Consider the following 17,917-nt stretch of genomic DNA (forward strand, 5'->3'; position numbering starts at 1 on the left):
ACTGCGGCGCCCTGCACGGGCCCGGCAGGGCACCGCAGGTCAGCGGCCGATCCCGCGTCGCCCGCACTCACGGCGCAGGTCGCCGGCCAACTCGCGCTCGTCGGCGGTGACCAGTTCGAAGTCCCGCACCACCACGCGGCCGCCGACCACCACGTGCCGGGGTCGGCGCCCCGGGTCGGCCCACAACAGGCCCCGGACCGGATCGGCCACGCCGGCGTCGGCGGCCCCCGAGACGTCCCACACGACGAGGTCCGCGGCCGCACCCGGCGTGAGCCGACCCAGCTCGGATCGCCCGAGCCCGTCGGCACCGCAGACCGTGGCCATGCGGAGCGCCTCGAGCGCGTCGAGGGGCCGCCCGGCGAGCGGCGCGACCTGCATCGCCAGGCGGGCGTCGGCGAGCAGGTGACCGGCGTCGTTGCTCCCGCCGCCCGAGGTCCCCAGCCCCACCGTCACACCGGCGTCGAGCAGCCGGGCCACGGGCGCGACACCCCAGCCCATCGGTAGGTCGCAGGCCGGGGCGTGTGTTGCCGTGACCCCGCTCCGGGCGAGGAGCTCGACCTCGGGACCGGTGATGTCGCACAGGTGCGCGAGCGTCACGTCGGGGGCGATCCAACCCCACTCGTCGAGCAGGTCGATCGGTCGGCGCCCGTACTCCTCGGCCGCGCGGGCCACATCGACCTGCTCGTTGGCCTGCGTGCGCCGCCGCAGCCCCAGCCTGCGCGCGACCTCGCCCAGTGCGGCGAACGTGTCGGCACCGTCCGCGTGCACTCCCGACGGACCCACGGCCAGCTGGCGCATCCCGTCGCCGGTGACGCCGCCGATCGCGCCGGACAGGTGGGCGTCATGGATCTCGTGCACCGACGCCGCGGCCGCGTCCGGATCGTCTCCGGCGGTCCCGCGGACGAACGCCACCCGGGCGCCGAGCGCCTGCGCGGCAGCGAACGCGGCCCCCGCGATGTGCACCGGGTCGACGCCGCCGGGCCACGTGAGGTGGTGGTCGGCCACGGTGGTGACGCCGCACAGCAGCGACTCGGCCAGCGCCACCCGGGCGGCCGCCCCGACCAGCTCCGGGTCGACCCGCGCCGCCGCATAGGCCTCGCGCATCCGGGCCAGCCACACCGCCATCTCGACGCCCCGCGTCCCGGGAAGAGTGCGGAACGCGCTCTGCAACAGGTGATGGTGGGCGTTGACCAGGCCCGGGGTGATCACGCCGCCCTCGGCGTCGAGGGTCTCGACCGGGGCGTCCGTGGTGCCGGCCGCAGCCGTGGCGCGGGTTCCAGGGGCGACGCGTCCGTCCACGCATTCGACCACAGCGGGATCGATCCCGGCGCGGCCCGGCGACCACACAGCCGACGCCCCGGTCACTCTCAGGACGCGGGTGCTCACGCGTGCGCCCCAGCCGTCTCGAGTGCCCCGACCGGCGCGAACGACCGCATCCACACCCGGTCGGGCGTCAGCGGGATGAGGTCCTGGCGCACGCCGGTGGCCCGCCGCACCGCGATCCCCACCGCGGCGGCGACCGGGCAGTACGGCGCCTCGGACATCGACTTGGCGCCCAACACGCCCCGGGCTTCGACGGTGTCGGCGAAGAAGACCTCGGTTCGCGGCACGTCGCCCATCCGCGGCGGGTGGTAGTGCCGCAGGGTCGCATTGGCGACGGCGCCGGTCTCGTCGAGCATGACCTGCTCGTACAGCGCCGCACCCAGGGCCTGGGCGACGCCGCCCTCGACCTGCCCCCGCAGCTGCTGCGGGTTGAGGACCCGCCCCGCGTCGACGGCATGGACACTGTGCAGCACCTTCACCGTCCCGGTGTCAGGGCAGACGGCCACGCGCACCCCCTGCACGGTGAACGCGGCCTGCCGGGCCAGCCCGTCGGCCGAGCCCTCGGCCGAGACCGGCAGGCTCGCGCCGGCACGCAACAGCTCGGCCACCCGGGTCGCCGCCCGGTGCAGAGCGCGCCCGCCCACCACGGTGCCGGCCGAACCGAACGCACCGGTGTCGTGGGTGAGCAGTGCGGTGTCGGAGGCGTGGAGGACGACCTCGTCGGACGGCACGTCCAGGACCTCGGCCACGATCTGCGTGTGCACGGTGGCGGTGCCGTTGCCGAACTCGGCCGTGCCGACGTAGGCGTGGACGGTGCCGGCGGCGTCGACCTCCACGCGCGCGGACCCGCGGTGGCCCCCGGGCGGGTTGGTGGCGATCATGCACAGCGCGACACCGGTGCCCTCGGCCCAACCGTCCGGAGCTACCTCCCCGCGACCAGAGGCCAGGGCCCCTGAGACCAGGTCCAGGCAGTCGTCGAGGCCGTAGGAGGAGAGATCGAGCTCGTCGTCGTCGCCACCCGAACTCACCAACGCCTCACCCGGGCGCACCACGTTGCGCCGCCGCAGTTCCACCGGGTCCAGACCGGCGGCGTCGGCGAGCTCGTCCAGCGCACTCTCGAGCGCGAACCCCACCTCCCCCAGCCCGTACCCGCGGAACGCCCCCGACGGCACGGTGTTCGTGTAGACGGCCTCGGCGGTGACCCGCTTGGCCGGGCAGCGGTACAGCTCCACGGACTCGGTGATGGAGTGGAACATCACGCCCGCCGAGTGCCCCCCGTAGGCCCCGGCGTCGGACAGCACGTCCAGGTCGAGGGCGGTGAGCCGCCCGTCGTCGTCGCAGGCGACGGTGACGGTCGTGCGGTACGGGTGCCGCACGGTCGCCGAGGTGAACTGCTCGGCGCGCGAGTACTCCCACACCACGTCACGCCCCGTGCGCAGGGCGGCCAGCACGGCGAGGTCCTCGACGATCATCTCTTGCTTGGCGCCGAACCCCCCGCCCACGCGGGCGGCGTGGACGCGCAGGTCATCGCGGTCGAGGCCGAAGATCCACGCCAGCTCGTCACGGACGAGGAACGGCACCTGGGTCGACGAGCGCACATCCAGCGTGCCGCCCACCCGCGGTCCGCCGTCCACATGCCGCACGATCACCGCGTGGGTCTCGAGGTGCGTGTGCTGCACCCGCGAGGTCCGCCACGTCCCGGACACCACGTGCGCCGCACGGGCGATCCCGGCGTCGACGTCGCCCACCTCACCGCGCCAGTCGGCCACCACGTTGCGCGCGGGGTCGGCGATCCGGGAGTCCGGTCCCTTGTCCCCGTGGATCGCGGGCGCTCCGGGGGCGCGCGCGGCCCCGGGATCGAGGACCGACGGCAACACCTCGTACCGCACCTCGATGAGTTCACATGCCCGTTGCGCCAGCGCGGCGGTCTCCGCCACGACGGCTGCCACGCGCTGGCCGTGGTACCGCACGATCCGATCGAGGACGCGGGTGTCGTCGGGGTCGTCGGTGCGCCGCTGGTGGCGGGCGGTGGAGAACAGGACGTCGGGGTCGTCGTGGTGGGTGAGCACCGCGACCACACCGTCCAGCGCGAGCGCCCGGGAGGCGTCGATCGACACGATCCGCGCGTGGGCGTGCGGCGACCGCAGGACCGCCAGGTGTGCGCACCCGGTGGTGTCGGTGTCCAGGGTGTACGGCGCGGCGCCGCGGACCACGCGCTCGGTGGCCGGTGCGGCGACCGGGCTTCCGATCCGCCCGGCCGCGCACGTGTTGCTCACCCCGTCGAGGGCGTCGGAGATCGCCCGGTAGCCCGTGCAGCGGCACAGGTTCCCCTTCATCGCGGCGGTCCGCGGCGCCGGCCCGCCGTCGCGGGCGCACGGGGCGTGGCCGAGCCCGGTGACGGTGGTGACCATGCCGGGCGTGCAGTACCCGCACTGGAACCCGGCCGCTCGCGCGAACGCGGCCGGCACGGCGTCGGGGACCCCGGCGGCGGTGCGCACGTCGGCGCCCTCCGCGCGGTGGGCGGGCAGGACGCACGAGTGGGTGGGCACGCCGTCGACCAGCACGGTGCAGGCGCCGCAGTCGCCGGTGTCGCAGCCCTTCTTGACCGCGTGGACGCCGCTCTCGCGCAGCAGCGTGCGCAGGCACTGCCCGGGGCGGGGGTCGGCGTCCAGCGTGCGACCGTCGACGGTGATCAGCATGGTGCCTCCAGGTGGGTGGTGTCGGCGGTGGGGTCGGTGGTCAGATCGGCGACGACGGCGAGGGCCTCGATCCCCGCCACGTGTCGCCGCCAGCTCGGATGCCCCTGGGGATCGTCGTGCCAGAGGGGCAGTCCGCGGACGGCGGCCGCGGCCGCGTCGGCCACCGGGGGCCGGTCCCAGGTGAGCACCTGCGGCGCTGGGACGGCGGCGGTCACGACGAGGGTGCAGCAGCCGGCCGGATCCAGTCGCCCGGTGACCACCGAGCCCGAGCGGCCGCTGGGCACCAGCGAGTGGCGGCGGACCGCGTAGCGGGCGCGGGTGGCCGAGGCGGGGATGAGCAGGGCGCGCAGGATCTCGCCCGGGCCGAGGCAGGTGCGGCCCGGCGCCGACACGAACTGCGCAGCGGGCGTGGTTCGGGTGCCGCCGTCGGGGGTCCAGATCTCGGCGGTCGCGCCGAGGGTGCACGCGGCCGCGGTGCCGGCGCCGGCGGGCAGGGCCGCGCAGAGGTTGCCGCCCCACGTGGCGCGCCCCCAGATCTTCCACGAGGCGAGCAGGCAGGAGAACGCGTCGTGGAGGAACGGGCGCAGGGGTGCGGTGAGCGGGTGGTCGAGCACGGTCCGCAGGGTCGCGGTCGCGGCCACGCGCAGCCCGCCGTCGGGCAGCGGTTCGACGTCGGGCCACCGCAGGTCGAGCAGATCCACGAGCGCGGCCAGCGGCGGGGTCGCCTCGCCCGGTGGGGCGGCCGCGCCGGCGGGGTGCAGGTGCGCCTCCCCGTGCAGGGCGGTGCCGCCGGCCAGTGCCCTGGCGCCGGCGACCAGGGCAGCGTGGGCGTCGGCGCGGGAGGCGGGGCGGTGCAGTTCGGTGACGCTGACCAGGTCCATCGCCGCTCACCCCGCCTTCGAGAGCAGGCGCCTGCGGGCGGCCACCACGTCGCGAGCCACGGCTTCGGAATCCACGGTGAGCACGCGGTCGTCGGCCACCACCCGGCGGCCCTGCACCCACACCCCGCGCAGCGGCGGCCGCGAGCCCAGCACCAGCGCGGCGACGGGGTCGTCGATCCCCGCCAACGCCGGGGTGTCGAGGCGCCACAGCGCGACGTCGGCCAGGTAGCCGGGGGCGAGCCGCCCGATCTCGGACTCACGGCCCAGGACGCAAGCCCCGCCGACGGTCGCCATCCGAAGCGCCGTGCGCACGTCCATCGCCCGCGAGCCGCCGGTGGCGCGGGCCAGCAGCAGCGACGTGTGCATCTCCTCCCACAGCACGCTCGACTCGTTGCTCGCCGCGCCGTCCACCCCGAGCCCGACCGGGATCCCGGCCGCCAGCATGTCCGGCACCCGCGCGATCCCGGCGCCCAGGCGGCCGTTGGAGACCGGACAGTGTGCGACGCCCATCCCGCCCGCGGCCATCGCGGCGATCGCGGCGTCGTCGAGGTGCACGGTGTGCGCGAACCACACGTCGGGACCCACCCACCCCACGGACTCCATGTACTCCATGGGCGTACTGCCGAAGCGCTCGCGGCAGAACACCTCTTCGTCGTCGGTCTCGGCCAGATGGGTGTGCAGCCGAACGCCCTTCTCGCGGGCGAGGTCAGCGCTGGCGCGCAACAGGTCGCCGGTCACCGAGAACGGTGAGCAGGGCGCCACGGCGATGCGGCACATCGACTCCGGCGAGTCGTCGTGGAACCGGTCGATGACGTCGGCCGTGCCGGCGAGGATCGCGTCGGTGCTCTCGACCACCGAGTCCGGGGGCAGGCCACCGTCGCTGCGGCCCAGGTCCATCGAGCCGCGACTCGGGTGGAACCGCAGGCCCACCGCGGCGGCGGCGTCGATCTCGGCGGCGAACACGTCCCCGGCGTCCGCCGGGACCACGTAGTGGTGGTCCGTGGTCGTGGTGCACCCGCCCAGCGCGAGCTGCGCGAGCCCACCGAGTGCCGCGGTGCGCACGTCGTCGGCCGTGATGCCCGCCCACACCGGGTACAGCGTGGTCAGCCACTCGAACAGCGTCGAGTCCGCCGCCAGGCCGCGGGTGAGCCACTGGTAGAGGTGATGGTGGGTGTTGATCAGGCCGGGCGTGGCGACGCAGCCGGTCCCGTCGACCCGCTCGACGTCGGACGGTATGAGCGCCGGGTCGCACGGGCCCTCACCCACCGCGACGATCCGCGAGCCGTCGAGCAGCACGTGCCCGTTCGCGTACTCGGCGCCTGCGGTGCCGGGGCCGTCCATGGTGACGACCGCGCAGTTCTCGATGAGCACGGTGGTCACGACCGCACCAGCCCCGACTCGGACTCCCGCGCGAAGGCGGGCGTGAAGCCCCGCACGCGCGCCGAGCGGATCATGCGGTCGGTGAGCTGCGCGTCGGCCTCGTCGGCCAGGGGGTGCAGGTTGCGCGCGCCCTCGGCGACCAGGCGCCCGCCCACGTAGACGTGGGTGAGGTTGCGCAGTGAGCAGGCCAGGACGTACGTGGCGACCGGGTTCCAGATCGGGCCGGTGGCGGGCCTTGTGGGGTCGACGACGACGAGGTCCGCGTGTTTCCCGACCTCCACACTGCCGATCCTGCCGGACAGGCCGAGGGCCTCCGCCGCCCCGAGGGTGTGCATCCGCAGGACCTCGCGGGCGGCCAGGACCGCGGCATCGGAGTGGACGGCGCGTTGGGTGTACAGGCCGATCCGCATGTTCTGGAACGGGTCGGACACGTCGGTGCACGACTGGTCGTCCAGGCCCATGCCCACGCGGATCCCGGCGTCGCGGTAGCGGGTGATGTCGGCGATACCCGAGCCGAGCCGGCCGTTGGAGGTGGCCTGCCAGATCACTGCCGAGCCGGTCTCGGCCACGCGGTCGACCATGTGGTCGGTGGGGTGGACGAAGTGGCCGAACGCGAAGTCCGGTCCGAGCACCCCGACCCGGTCGTACCAGTCGAACTTGGCCCGCTGCACCTCGAGGTGCTCGGCGGTCTCCACGAAGTGGGCCTGGTTGCCGACGCCGTGGGTCGCCATGGCGTGGCGCTCGCGTTCGGCGGTGACCGGTGACGACGACCACTGCACCGACCCGAACACCGACCCACCCAGGTCCAGCTCGCGCGGCACGGTGCGCAGGCGGTGATCGGAGACGTGGGCGAACGCCTCGAAGCACTCGTCCTCGGGGAGCTGTTCATCGTCGAGCCGCGTCGACGTGATGCAGCGCAGGCCCGAGTCGGCCTGGGCGTCGATCTGCCGGGTGAGGAAGTCGACGTCATGGACCCGCTCGGCCTTCAGGGTGGAGCTGGAGTGGTCGAACACGGCCACCACCCGGCTCTGCGTGAAGTTGTAGGCGCTGGTCACGCCGTTGCGCAGGAAGTCCAGGCAGCCGGCGAGGGTGAACCAGTACAGGTCCTCGGCCTCCGCGCCGACCATCATCTCGCCCATCCGCGAGACCCACCCGTACAGCGTGTCGTCGGGGGCGGTGCCGCGCATGCCGGCCGTGAACAGGTGACTGTGCGCGGAGACGAATCCGGGTGCCAGGATCGCGCCGCCCAGGTCGTGGACGTCTCCCGGCAGGCCGGGCGGCGGGTCGCCGGGGCCGAGTCCGGCGATGAGGCCGCGGTCGTCAACATGGACCCAGCCGTGGAACCAGGCGGGGGCTGCCGGGTCGGCGGACACCGGCAGGACCAGCGCGTCGGTGAAGGTGATCATGAGGGCTCTCGTTCTCTCGTGAATGCTCGCGGGCCGGCGGGAGTGGTGGGGATGCGGCGGGCGATTCAGCCGGGCAGTTCCACGGCCCGCCACCGGGACCCGTCGCGCTCGAACCGACGGCGGTTGGACGGTTCCGCCCGTCCCGCGGCCCAGAAGGTCACCGTCTCGGGGCGGATCCGCATGCCCAACCACGTCTCGGGGGGCAGCACCGGCGACGGGCCCAGTCGGTCGACGGCCGCCGCCCACACCCGGCGACGGCCGGGCGGTCCGAGCTCGGCCGTGGCATCGTCATTGGTCCAGGCCAGGAGCTTGAGGTACTCACAGCGGGCGTCATAGCTCTGCAGTCGCTCGGCCCGGTCCGTCGGCTCGGCGACACCGGTGACGGTGAGCTGGCGGGTCCGGTCCGGGGCGACCACCACGAGCGTCGCCCGCGGATCGGCCGCCAGATCGAGCGACTTCTGCGACCGCGAGTCCGTGTGGAAGGTCGGTCCCTCCGCCGTGGCCCCCGAGACCAGCAGGTGCCGACAGTGCGGGGTGCCGTCGGGGCCGACGGTGGCCAGGACGCCCAGCGGCGGGTCATCGGGATCGATCGCCAACCACGCGACCATCGCCTCGAGCGGGTCGTCGGTGGGCCCGGGCATGGTGACCACGGGCGCGACGTCGGGCGTCATGTCGGAGGCCTCGGCGGCGGTCATCGGGTGCCTCGACCGACAGAGTGAGCAGCGGCCGCGGTCGCGACGGCCGTGACGCCTCGCGCCGGGTCGAACGCGGCGATCTCGCCCAGCGCGCCGACCACGGTCTCCACGTGCCGGGCCACCAACCGCACGCCGGTGTCGGCGTCGGCCCCGGTCGGATCGCCGATCACCCCGGTGTCGGACAGGTCATCGGCCAGCCAGCCGAACTTCACCGGGCCGGTGAACCCGATGTGCTCGCAGCCGGCGATCCCGTCCGGCACCCTCGCCTCAGCCGCGGACATGTCGACCAGCTCGGGATGCAGGTGCAGCATCATCGACGTCTCCGCCCACCCGGCGTGGATACCCATTCCCAGCTCGGTGGGGCCCGGTTCGGCCCGGCCGGCGTAGAGGAAGGTCCGCAAGCCGGAGCGGCGGCGCAGTTCTCGCAGCGCCACCTCGAGTAGCGCCGAGTTGCCGCCGTGGCAGTTGACGAACAACACCCGCCCGAACCCACTGGCCCGCAGCGCCGACCCCAGCTCAACGACCTGCCGGAACAGTGTCTCGCCGCTGATCCACAGGGCCCCGGTGAGGTTGGCGTGCTCGTCGCTCTTGGTGTATCCGAGCGCGGGCATCAGCCAGGCATCCACGCCCGCCTCACCGGCGGCGGCCACCGCGCGGGCGGCCACGTGCTCGGCGACGAGCAGGTCGGTCGCCAGCGGCAGGTGCGGGCCGTGGGGCTCGATCGCGCCGGCGGGGATCACGGCGATCGGATCCTCGACCCCGACGCGAGCGGCCTCGACGGTGGTGAGGTCGGCGTAGCGCCGCTGCCGCCCGATCACGCGTCCCACCGGCCCGGGTTGAGCAGGCCGAACGGGTCAGTACCTGCCGCCAGGGCCCGGACGGCCTCGGTGCCGTGGTCCACCCGGTACTGGTGCGGCGAGTGCACGCGCACCCCGAGGGCCTCGAGCGCGGGCACGCCCTCGTATGCCGCCTCGGCCGTGGTGAAGTGACCGTTGAGCATCCCGAACATCCGCCCGTGGCCGGCCTCGAGGTGGAGGGTGCCGCCCGGGTAGACGGCCTCCACCTCGTCGAGTCGCTCGACCAGTGCGTCGCCCTGGCATTCCATGTGGAACCACGTGTCCGGTTCGGCCTTCTGCAGCCAGTGGGTCGGGTGGTTGTACGACAGGGTGGAGACCTTGATCGACTCGTTGACCCCCTTGCGGACCGCCTCGACCACTCCCCCGGCCTCGACGACGACCGCCTCGACCTGCTCGACCGCGGCGGCGTCGACGATCGCCCGCAGGCTCGCCCGTCCCGCGGGGATCGCGTCGTCGTCGGGCAGGCAGGACGCGACGTGCGCCCCGTCGGCCGAACACAGGCGCGGCGCCGGCTCGACCCGGTGCACCCGCCGCACGGCGTCGAACGCCTCGTGGTGGTCGGCGAAGCTCGCGTACACGCACCGCCAGTCCTGAAGCGGCTCGATCCGGACCGTCGCGCGCACGATGATCCCCGCAACGCCGTAGGTGTGGACGAACGGCTGGGCGTCCGCCCCCTCCAGGTGGACGATCTCGGCGTCCTCGTGGGCGAACACCACGTCGAGCGCCTCGACGAACCCCTCGTGGTTGCGGCCGTGCACGATCGTGCCGGTGCCGGCCGATCCCCCGGCGAGGAAGCCACCCAACGTGGACTGCACGGTCGAGGGGTACATCCACAGCTGACTGCCGTGCTGGGCGGCCAGCCGCTTCTCCAACGTGAGCATCCGAACGCCGGCCTCGGCGGTGACCACACCCGCCTCCGGGTCCACGTGGTCGATGCCGCGCAGCGCGGTCATGTCCAGGACGAGCCCGCCGTGCAGGGGGACGACCTGCCCGTAGTTGCCGGTGCCCTTGCCCCGCGAGGTGATAGGCACGCGGCGGCGCACGGCCGCGCGGACCACGGCGGGCACCTGCTCCGCGGTGGTCGGTCGGCAGACCACCTCGGGGCGGCCGATCGGCCACTGGGCCCGCAGGATCGGGCTGAGGTAGGAGCCGTCCCTGGAGGCCCTGTCCAGGGCATGGTCGTCGGTGAGGACGGCGTCGGGGCCGAGCAGCTCGAGCAGGTCGTCGACCAGGCCGGCGACATCGGCGGTCGCGTGGGTGGTCGCGTCGGTGGCTGTCGCGGTCACGAGGGTCTCCGTTCGGATAGGGCGGCAGGGCTCACTCGAGCACCGGTCACTTGAGCCCGATGGCCGGGTCGATGAAGCGGTTGGTGGCGACGGTCTCGGGCGAGACGTCGGCGGCGATCTCGACGTTCGCGGCCTCGTAGACGCCCTTGACCTTGGAGACCATGTCGGCGAGGCGGTCCTCCTCGAAGTCACCGATCGTGGCGTTGGGGCCGTTGCCAACCAGCTCGCGCTCGAGCATGGCCTCGACCGCGAAGTCGGCGAGCTCGGCGCTGTAGACCCAGCCGGTGTTGAACTGCTCGACGGCGTCGACGATCACCGCGTTGGTGCGCGCCGGGTCCTCGAAGTACTCGACCTCTGCCTGCTGCAGCACGGGCACCAGCTTCTCGAGGCACGCGGCGTCGTCCTCGAGTTCGGCGCTACGGACGGCCATCATCGACTTGTAGATCGGGTAGCCGAGGTCGTGGAGCAGCTGGTAGGCGACCGGTTTTCCCCATTCGGGGACCTCGTTCTCGTAGATGAACGGTTCGGCGCTGGCGAAGCCCTGCTGGGCGACCGCGCCGCCGGAGGCGACGAAGTTCGAGGGCGAGCCGTCGTAGCTGCCGTCGACCTGGGCGGGGTCGAGGACGCCCTCACCGAGGAGGTAGTCCATGTAGGCGTTGCCCTCGAAGTACAGGACCCTGGTGTTCTCGTCCTTGAGGTCGGCGACCGTCTCGACGTCCGGGTAGGTCTCGGGGTCCCACATGATCATCTGCGGGTTGATGTCGAGCGGCGCGAAGACGCCGATGGTGGGGTTGTTCAGCGAGTTCTGGACCGCCTGGTCGGCGTCCACGTAGCCGAGCATGATGTCGGGGTCCTGGTACATCTGTGCGGTGACCTGCTGGAACCCGATGGCCGGGCCGCCGGCTCTGACCTCGATGTCCACGCCGGTGTACTCGCCGGAGGCGAACAGCGGCCCGGAGACCGACTTGGCGCCGGCGTCGATGGTCGGCTCGGGGCCCAGCAGTTCGTAGAGGTGGCCGTGCTCGGCCTCGGGGTTCCAGTCGGTCTGGACCACGATCTTCTCCGCGCACACGTCGCTGAGGTCGACCGCGCCGATCTCGCCGCTGTAGCCGGAGGCCTCTGCGGACTCGGAGCCGCCGCAGGCGGTGAGGGTGACGGCGCCGAGGGCGCACAGCGCGGCCACGGAGACTGCGGACCGGGGCGCGGTGAAACGGGGGGTGTCGGTGCGGGTGACGGTGCGTCGCATGGGAACTCCTGGATCGGATGGCGGGTGAAGGGTGCCGATGGGCGTATTGATGTGATCAATAACGAAGAGTGAACATCGGCCGTGTTTCGGCGGTGTTGCGGGTTCGGTCGTGTGTCGTTACGGCTGGTGACGCACGGTAGCGACTAGCGATCGGTGTCCGGGTTGTACCAACTCCCCACGACCCGGCGCGAGAGCAGGCCGAAGAACAGGAACACGGCCACGCCGAGCAGGGAGGCCAGGATGATCGAGGCGAACAACTCCGGCGCCTGCAGCCGCGCCCGGAAGGTGTCGATGAGGATGCCGATCCCCGGGTCACCCTGCTTGAAGAAGAAGTCGCCGACGATCGCGCCGACCACCGACAGCCCGGCCGCCACCCGCAGACCCTCGAACAGCGCCGGCAGGGCGGCGGGGGCCTCGAGCTTGCGCAGCACCGTGAGGCGCCCGGCGTGGTGCAGCGTGAAGAGCCGGCGCAGGCCCGGGTCGACGGACTTCAGCCCGAACAGGGTGTTGGAGACGATCGGGAACAACGCGATGAGCACGCACACGAACACCCGGGCGGTGAAACCGAAGCCGAACCAGAACCCGATGAGCGGCACCAGCGCGAGGATCGGGATGCACTGCAGCACCACCGCGTACGGGAACAGCGAGCGCTCGGCCCACTTCTCCTGACTCATCACGACCGCCCACACCACTCCGATCACGAACGCGATCGCCAGCCCGGTCAGCGCGACGGTCGCGGTCCGCCCGAGCGCCTCGAGCATGTCCGGCATGTCGGGCCCGAACAGGCCGTCAGTGACCACCACGTGCGGCGCCGGCAGCAGGAACCGCCGCGAAGGTTCGAGCACCGCGTAGCTCACGAAGTACCACAGGCCCAGCACCGCGGCGAGAACCGCGAGCGGCCCACCGTAGCGCACCGCGGGTCCGTCGGCCGACAGCCACTGCCGGCTACGGACCACCGGGGGCGTCTCCGCTCCCCCGGCCGGTCCCGTGACGGGGTCGCTGCCCACGTCGGAGGTGATGACCTCGTCGTCGCCGTCGGTACCCACGGTCGGCCCGGAGGCGCGGGCGGTGATCCCGTTCATCAGTGTGCCTCTCATCAGTGTGCCTCCTCGAGCGCCTGGGAAACCTCGCCGACGAGGTTGATGTAGTCCGCCGTGTAGCGGATCTCGGGGTCGCGCGCCGGGCCGAACGGCACGTCGACCGAGTGGACGATGCGCCCCGGCCGGCCAGACATGACCACCACACGGGTGGACAGGTACACCGCCTCCGCGACCGAGTGGGTGATGAAGAGCCCGGCGAACCGCTTGGCCGCGAACAGCCCCAACAGCTCGTCGCCGAGCCGCTGGCGGGTGATCTCATCGAGCGCCCCGAACGGCTCGTCGAACAGGAACAACTCCGGATCCAACGTCAGGGACCGCGCCAGGGAGACGCGCATCTTCATGCCGCCGGAGAGCTCGCGGGGCAGCGACTGCTCGAACCCGGCGAGGCCCACCAGTTCGATCGCTGCCGCCGCGCGGTCGCGCCGCTCGGCGCGCGGGACACCGTCCAGCTCGGCGAGCATCTCCACGTTCTGCGCGACGGTGCGCCACGGCAGCAGGGTCGCGTCCTGGAAGACGTAGCCGATGCGGTCGGTCCCGGTCTGCATGTAGCCGTCGGTGTGCGTGGCCAGCCCAGAGGCCAGGCTGAGCAGCGTCGACTTGCCGCAGCCGGAGGGGCCCACCACGCTGACGAACTCGCCTGCGCGGATCCGCAGGTCGACGCCGTCGAGCGCGCGGGTGCCGTTGGGGTAGGTCACGCCGACGTCGGAGAAGCCGAGGAGCTCGGAGCCGGGCGGGGTAGTGGGCTGTGGGCTGGACTGTGGGCTGGACTGTGCGGTGGGTTGCGCGGTGGTCATGGGGCCTCCTCTGTGGTGGTGACTGGGGCGAAGGGGTCGACGACGAGGGCTGCCCTCGCGGACACCACGCGGCCTGCTCGCAGGACGATCCGGTCGGCGGGCGCGTCGGCGATCACGTCGTCGATCCCACTGGCGCGGACGAGCAGCAGATCGGCGCGGCGACCGACCTCGGGGCCGGCGGGCGGCAGGCCCATGACCTCGCGGGCGCCGTCGGTGACCAGGTGCCACGCGGTGTCCATGTCGAGGTGGGCTGCCACGACCAGCAACATCGCGGTCTCGGTGGCGTCGGAGCGGCCCACCGGGTTGAAGGGGTCGCGGACGTTGTCGGCACCCGCCGCCACGGTGACGCCGCCGTCGAGGAGTGTGCGGATCGGCGGCAGGCCGCGCGGAGTGGACGTGCACTCGGCACGGCCCTGCAGGTAGAGGTTGGTGATCGGCAGCGTCACCACCCCGACGCCCGCCCCGCTCAGCGCGACGGCCGCGCCCGCCTGCCTGGCGGCGTCCAGGGCGCCGATCCGACAGCAGTGCCCCGCGGTCCGGATCCGACCGGGTTCCCACGCCGCTACCCTGTCGGTGAACGGGCCGAGCATGGCGTGGTCCCCGTCTAGGAACTCGTCGACGTGCAGGTCGACGCCTGTGCCCAGTTCCTCGGCGAGGTCGACGAGCCGGTGGGTCTCGGCGGCGGTGTCCGTGGCCAGATGCGGGGCGCCGCCGATGAGGTCAGCCCCGGCCGCGATCGCGGCTCGGACGCGGGCGCCGCTGTCCTCCTCGCGGACCATCACGGCAATCTGCAGGTCCAGCGCCTCGGCGAGCTCGTCACGGACCCGCACGAGGGCCCGCACGCCGCGGAGCGGGTCGCCGTCGGAGTGCAGATCCACGTGGCTCCGGGCCGCCGTCGTGCCGTTGGCCACCAGGCGCCGCGCGGCGATCAGGGCACGGGCGTGGATCTCCTCGGCGTCCACGGTCACCGCGTGGGCCCGCCACGCCTCGATCGCTTCGCCGAGGTCACACCCCGGTGGGCGGGTCGAGCCCCAGCTCAGCGCCTTGTCGAGGTGGGCGTGCGGCTCGGCCGGCGCCGTCAGAGCGAGAAAGCCGCGGCCGTCGATGATCGCCGGGCCCGGAGCCGCCGCGGCACCGGTGACACTGGCGGCGCAACCGCCGACATCGCCGGCGCCGCCTGGGGCGCGGACCGCCACGACCGTGTCGCCGACGATGTCCAGGTCGACCACCCGACCGTCGACCAGTCGCACCCCGGCGATGCGGTCGACCTGCCGCGGGTGCTCCGTCGTACCGGGGGCGGCGGCGCGCGCCCGTGCCCACTGCGCCGGCGCAGGTGCCTGGGCCAGATCCGGGGCCGGGGTCGTAGGCCCGGCGGCCCCGCGCCGGAGGGTGAGTATGTCCACGGACCCTGTTCTCCTGCTCTGCCGAACGGTCCCGCGGCGGCCGCTGGGGTAACGCTTGTCATTCCGAGCCGGACGCGGGATATTGACCTCGTCAATAGCGCTGAGTCTGGTGGTTCCGTGTTGCCGGGCGATTACCTCGTGGTTCCGGTGTGTAACCGACTCGCCCGTCCACCGCCCGCCAGACCGCAGACCGCCAAACCGTCAAACCGCCAAACCGTCAGGAGGACAGATGAGCACCGCTCGAGGCGACGGCCAGGAACGCCTCGGCGCGCGCATCCGTCACCACCGCCGCCAGCTCGGACTAACGCTCGTCGAGGTAGCGGGTCAAGCCGGGATCTCGCAGCCGTTCCTGAGCCAGATCGAGCGGGGCAAGGCCGCCCCGAGCATGGCCACGCTCGAGGGCTTGGCCCACGCACTCGGCACCACACAGGCCCACTTGTTGGAAGCGGTCAGCTCCACAACTGACCCCGCAGCGGGCCCCTGCTCCCCCGATCGCGGCGTGGACATTCGGCGCGCCACAGAGGGGGCTGTGCTCACCCGCTCGGAAGGCACCGTCGGAGGACACACCCGCCTCCTCCCCGGCGGCCCGAACGGTACCCAGTTCCTCGAGTTCGTCGAAACCAACCACGTCCCCGGCCGGTTCTTCGAGCACCCCGGCGACGAGTGGCTCTACGTCACCCGCGGCACCATCCTGCTCGACGTCGGCGGCGCGACGAGCCGACTCGACGTCGGCGACGTGGCCCGTTACGACGGCACCCTGCCCCACCGCTGGTATGTCCCCCAGGGCGAGCAGGCCTGCCTCATCGTGGCCAGGCCCGGCTGAGGGCACCGGTCCGGCCGCAAGCCTCACCACCCCACGCCCGCACGCCTCAGCACCCCAGACGCTCGGGGTCGCCCGGTCGCCCGAGGCCGCGACCTGGGGTCCCCTGCACACCGCGAGCAGGGCACCCCAGGTCAGACCCTTGGGCAGGGCTGCGGCATGCCCCATCCGCCGACGCACCTGCCGAGTGGTCGCGACACGGCCCTCCCCTGCCGCGCCACCCGCCCGGAAACCTCGGCGACCTTCTGACCTGGGGCGCCCTGCGCGGCGTCCGCAGGTCAGCGCACGCACGCGCCATCTCGGCGGTCCTTCCGACAAGGTCCGGTCGAGCCCGCTCCGGCCGATGCCGCCGGACGATGTCGTACCTCGAACATAGTGTCGAATCATGGCTACGAAAGACACGCGCGCGTCCGAGTCAGAGGGACAGCACCGAGACCGACCGAGCCGAGCCCGCGAGGAGAGCTCCGCAGTCCATCCAGGCCCCGAGGACACCGGGGACCCGCCCTTTCCTCCACCGGGGTTCCGCACCGCGACCGGGCCCGAGTTGGAGGTCATCGTGCCCGACGCCTTCAGCGAGTGGGACGTCAACCAGCGACACGGCTACCTGGCGCAACGAGTCATCAACGCCGCCGAGGGCCGCTCGCTCGCCTTCGCTTATGACTGCGTGCAGCTCGCGGGCGATCGAGACCGGTACCGCGATCCCTGGGAAACGGCGGCCTCCATGCTCGGCGTCTCGATGGGTATGTCGCGCCACCGTGCGGCCCGGCTCGTCACCACTGCCGTCGAGCTCACCGAACGGCTCCCCCGCACCGCGGCGCTGGTGGCGACCGGGTGGATCGGGCTCCTCGCAGCCCACACCATCGCCGAGGAGACGGCGATGGTCGCCGACCACCTGATGCCGGAGCTCGACCGGAGGATTAGCGACGGGCTGGCCCCCACGAGACGCCGCACCCATCCGCCCCGGCCCGGGCCCCTGCGCAAGATGCTCGGAAAGACGGTCCGGGCCTGCGATCCGGTGGGGGCCGACGCCCGGGCCCGCCAGGCGCGGCAGGACGAGGACGTGGAGATGATCCCGCTGGCCGACGACCGGGCACTCATCTCCGCCACTCTCACCGCGGAGTCGGCTGTGGAGATCGCGGACCGTATCGAGGCCATCGCCCGGACCGCCTCGAAGGACGATCCACGGTCGATCGGGCAACTCCGTGCCGCCGGGTTGCTGGCCCTCAGCCGCGGGTGGGCCTGCCTGCCCGATCCCGACGGCGAGCATCCCACCGACCCAGAGGCCCGCACCGCCGCACGTCGCGTGATCATCAACGCCTACGACGACGGCACCCCGGACAACCGCGGCGTGACGCTGGCTGGATACGGCCCCGTCACCGGCCACACCGCCGACGAACTCGAGCGCAGCGCCCGCCGCAGGATCGATTCCCTCGCGGACCTGGCCGACCCCGACTCCGACGCCGCCCTCCGATACACCCCCTCGGAAGCCCTCGCACGCTTCTGTCGCGGGCGCGACGGCACCTGCGTCTTCCCCGGATGTCAGACGCCCGCCGAGAAAGCGGACCTCGATCACATCATCCCGTTCGACCACGACGATCCAGACCGGGGCGGCCACACCACATCTGATGACCTGGGATCACTGTGCCGATGCCATCACCGACTCAAGACCGACGGCATCTGGGCGTACTACCGAGACGTGGACGGCACCTACATCTGGATGCACGGGCCGAACCATCCAGACCCGGACCCCGGCACCCGCGTCGCGAGCCAGCCCACCGGGCCACTGGCGGGTCTCGCCGCGCCGCGACATTCCGAGTCCAGTCACCGACAGCAGGAGGCCGCCGAAGCGGGCCGGACCGGCAGCGGTTCAGCGATCGCGCGGCGGCGGCCGCACCTGCGGCACCGGCGCGCTGCTGACCGCCGCCGGTTCCGCGCGATGGCCGAGACCGAACGACAGCGTCCTCGTCGGGAGCCCGAGAACAGACCACCCGGACCGGTCGACGATGTCCCGCCACCCTTTTAAAGCA

At 72.9% G+C, this 17,917-nt stretch carries 14 protein-coding genes; 2 read left to right on the plus strand and 12 right to left on the minus strand.

Annotation, left to right across the window (positions count from 1 at the left end; translation table 11 throughout):
• Positions 1-39 precede the first annotated feature (39 nt).
• The 12 genes from C3V38_RS02890 to C3V38_RS02945 form a co-directional block, all read right to left on the minus strand.
• Positions 40-1,386, minus strand: a complete 1,347-nt coding sequence (locus tag C3V38_RS02890) for an amidohydrolase family protein (protein WP_106386335.1) — start codon at positions 1,384-1,386, stop codon at positions 40-42.
• Positions 1,383-4,022, minus strand: a complete 2,640-nt coding sequence (locus C3V38_RS02895) for a molybdopterin-dependent oxidoreductase (protein WP_106385034.1) — start codon at positions 4,020-4,022, stop codon at positions 1,383-1,385. Before C3V38_RS02895 ends, C3V38_RS02890 begins: the two co-directional genes overlap by 4 nt.
• Positions 4,016-4,903 (minus strand): FAD binding domain-containing protein, encoded by an 888-nt coding sequence (locus C3V38_RS02900; protein WP_106385035.1) that lies wholly within the window; start codon positions 4,901-4,903, stop codon positions 4,016-4,018. Before C3V38_RS02900 ends, C3V38_RS02895 begins: the two co-directional genes overlap by 7 nt.
• A gap of 6 nt (positions 4,904-4,909) precedes the next feature.
• Entirely contained in the window at positions 4,910-6,283 is a 1,374-nt protein-coding gene (locus tag C3V38_RS02905; protein ID WP_256386848.1) for an 8-oxoguanine deaminase, read from the minus strand.
• On the minus strand, positions 6,280-7,689 hold the full coding sequence (locus C3V38_RS02910) for an amidohydrolase family protein (protein ID WP_106385036.1): 1,410 nt from the start codon (positions 7,687-7,689) through the stop codon (positions 6,280-6,282). Before C3V38_RS02910 ends, C3V38_RS02905 begins: the two co-directional genes overlap by 4 nt.
• A gap of 65 nt (positions 7,690-7,754) precedes the next feature.
• Positions 7,755-8,384: a pyridoxamine 5'-phosphate oxidase family protein gene (locus C3V38_RS02915; protein WP_106385037.1), complete on the minus strand. Its 630-nt coding sequence runs from the start codon at positions 8,382-8,384 to the stop codon at positions 7,755-7,757.
• Complete coding sequence (locus C3V38_RS02920) at positions 8,381-9,211, minus strand: creatininase family protein (RefSeq protein ID WP_061914912.1); 831 nt, start codon at positions 9,209-9,211, stop codon at positions 8,381-8,383. The genes C3V38_RS02915 and C3V38_RS02920 overlap by 4 nt, the downstream gene beginning before the upstream one ends.
• Entirely contained in the window at positions 9,199-10,527 is a 1,329-nt protein-coding gene (locus C3V38_RS02925; protein ID WP_106385038.1) for an FAD-binding oxidoreductase, read from the minus strand. The genes C3V38_RS02920 and C3V38_RS02925 overlap by 13 nt, the downstream gene beginning before the upstream one ends.
• A gap of 46 nt (positions 10,528-10,573) precedes the next feature.
• Positions 10,574-11,773, minus strand: a complete 1,200-nt coding sequence (locus C3V38_RS02930; RefSeq protein WP_254426060.1) for an ABC transporter substrate-binding protein — start codon at positions 11,771-11,773, stop codon at positions 10,574-10,576.
• A gap of 143 nt (positions 11,774-11,916) precedes the next feature.
• Complete coding sequence (locus tag C3V38_RS02935; protein WP_371412136.1) at positions 11,917-12,870, minus strand: ABC transporter permease; 954 nt, start codon at positions 12,868-12,870, stop codon at positions 11,917-11,919.
• The gene (locus C3V38_RS02940; protein ID WP_106385039.1) at positions 12,870-13,667 is read right to left on the minus strand and encodes an ABC transporter ATP-binding protein; all 798 of its coding nucleotides are present in this window, start codon (positions 13,665-13,667) and stop codon (positions 12,870-12,872) included. The genes C3V38_RS02935 and C3V38_RS02940 overlap by 1 nt, the downstream gene beginning before the upstream one ends.
• The gene (locus C3V38_RS02945; RefSeq protein WP_106385040.1) at positions 13,664-15,070 is read right to left on the minus strand and encodes an amidohydrolase family protein; all 1,407 of its coding nucleotides are present in this window, start codon (positions 15,068-15,070) and stop codon (positions 13,664-13,666) included. Before C3V38_RS02945 ends, C3V38_RS02940 begins: the two co-directional genes overlap by 4 nt.
• Before the next feature lie 229 nt (positions 15,071-15,299).
• On the opposite strand from C3V38_RS02945, the gene C3V38_RS02950 reads away from it, so the two are divergent.
• Both C3V38_RS02950 and C3V38_RS02955 read left to right on the plus strand, forming a co-directional pair.
• Positions 15,300-15,893 (plus strand): helix-turn-helix domain-containing protein, encoded by a 594-nt coding sequence (locus tag C3V38_RS02950; RefSeq protein WP_106385041.1) that lies wholly within the window; start codon positions 15,300-15,302, stop codon positions 15,891-15,893.
• Positions 15,894-16,446: 553 nt separating this feature from the next.
• Entirely contained in the window at positions 16,447-17,913 is a 1,467-nt protein-coding gene (locus C3V38_RS02955) for an HNH endonuclease signature motif containing protein (RefSeq protein WP_254426061.1), read from the plus strand.
• Positions 17,914-17,917 lie beyond the last annotated feature (4 nt).

Source organism: Dietzia sp. oral taxon 368, assembly GCF_002999155.1.
GTDB lineage: Bacteria > Actinomycetota > Actinomycetes > Mycobacteriales > Mycobacteriaceae > Dietzia > Dietzia cinnamea.

Coding starts and splice junctions, on each gene's coding strand:
- C3V38_RS02940 (WP_106385039.1), bottom strand. CDS start 13,667: ATGACCACCGCGCAACCCACCGCACAGTCCAGCCCACAGTCCAGCCCA.
- C3V38_RS02910 (WP_106385036.1), bottom strand. CDS start 7,689: ATGATCACCTTCACCGACGCGCTGGTCCTGCCGGTGTCCGCCGACCCG.
- C3V38_RS02950 (WP_106385041.1), top strand. CDS start 15,300: ATGAGCACCGCTCGAGGCGACGGCCAGGAACGCCTCGGCGCGCGCATC.
- C3V38_RS02895 (WP_106385034.1), bottom strand. CDS start 4,022: ATGCTGATCACCGTCGACGGTCGCACGCTGGACGCCGACCCCCGCCCC.
- C3V38_RS02915 (WP_106385037.1), bottom strand. CDS start 8,384: ATGACCGCCGCCGAGGCCTCCGACATGACGCCCGACGTCGCGCCCGTG.
- C3V38_RS02935 (WP_371412136.1), bottom strand. CDS start 12,870: ATGAGAGGCACACTGATGAACGGGATCACCGCCCGCGCCTCCGGGCCG.
- C3V38_RS02900 (WP_106385035.1), bottom strand. CDS start 4,903: ATGGACCTGGTCAGCGTCACCGAACTGCACCGCCCCGCCTCCCGCGCC.
- C3V38_RS02930 (WP_254426060.1), bottom strand. CDS start 11,773: ATGCGACGCACCGTCACCCGCACCGACACCCCCCGTTTCACCGCGCCC.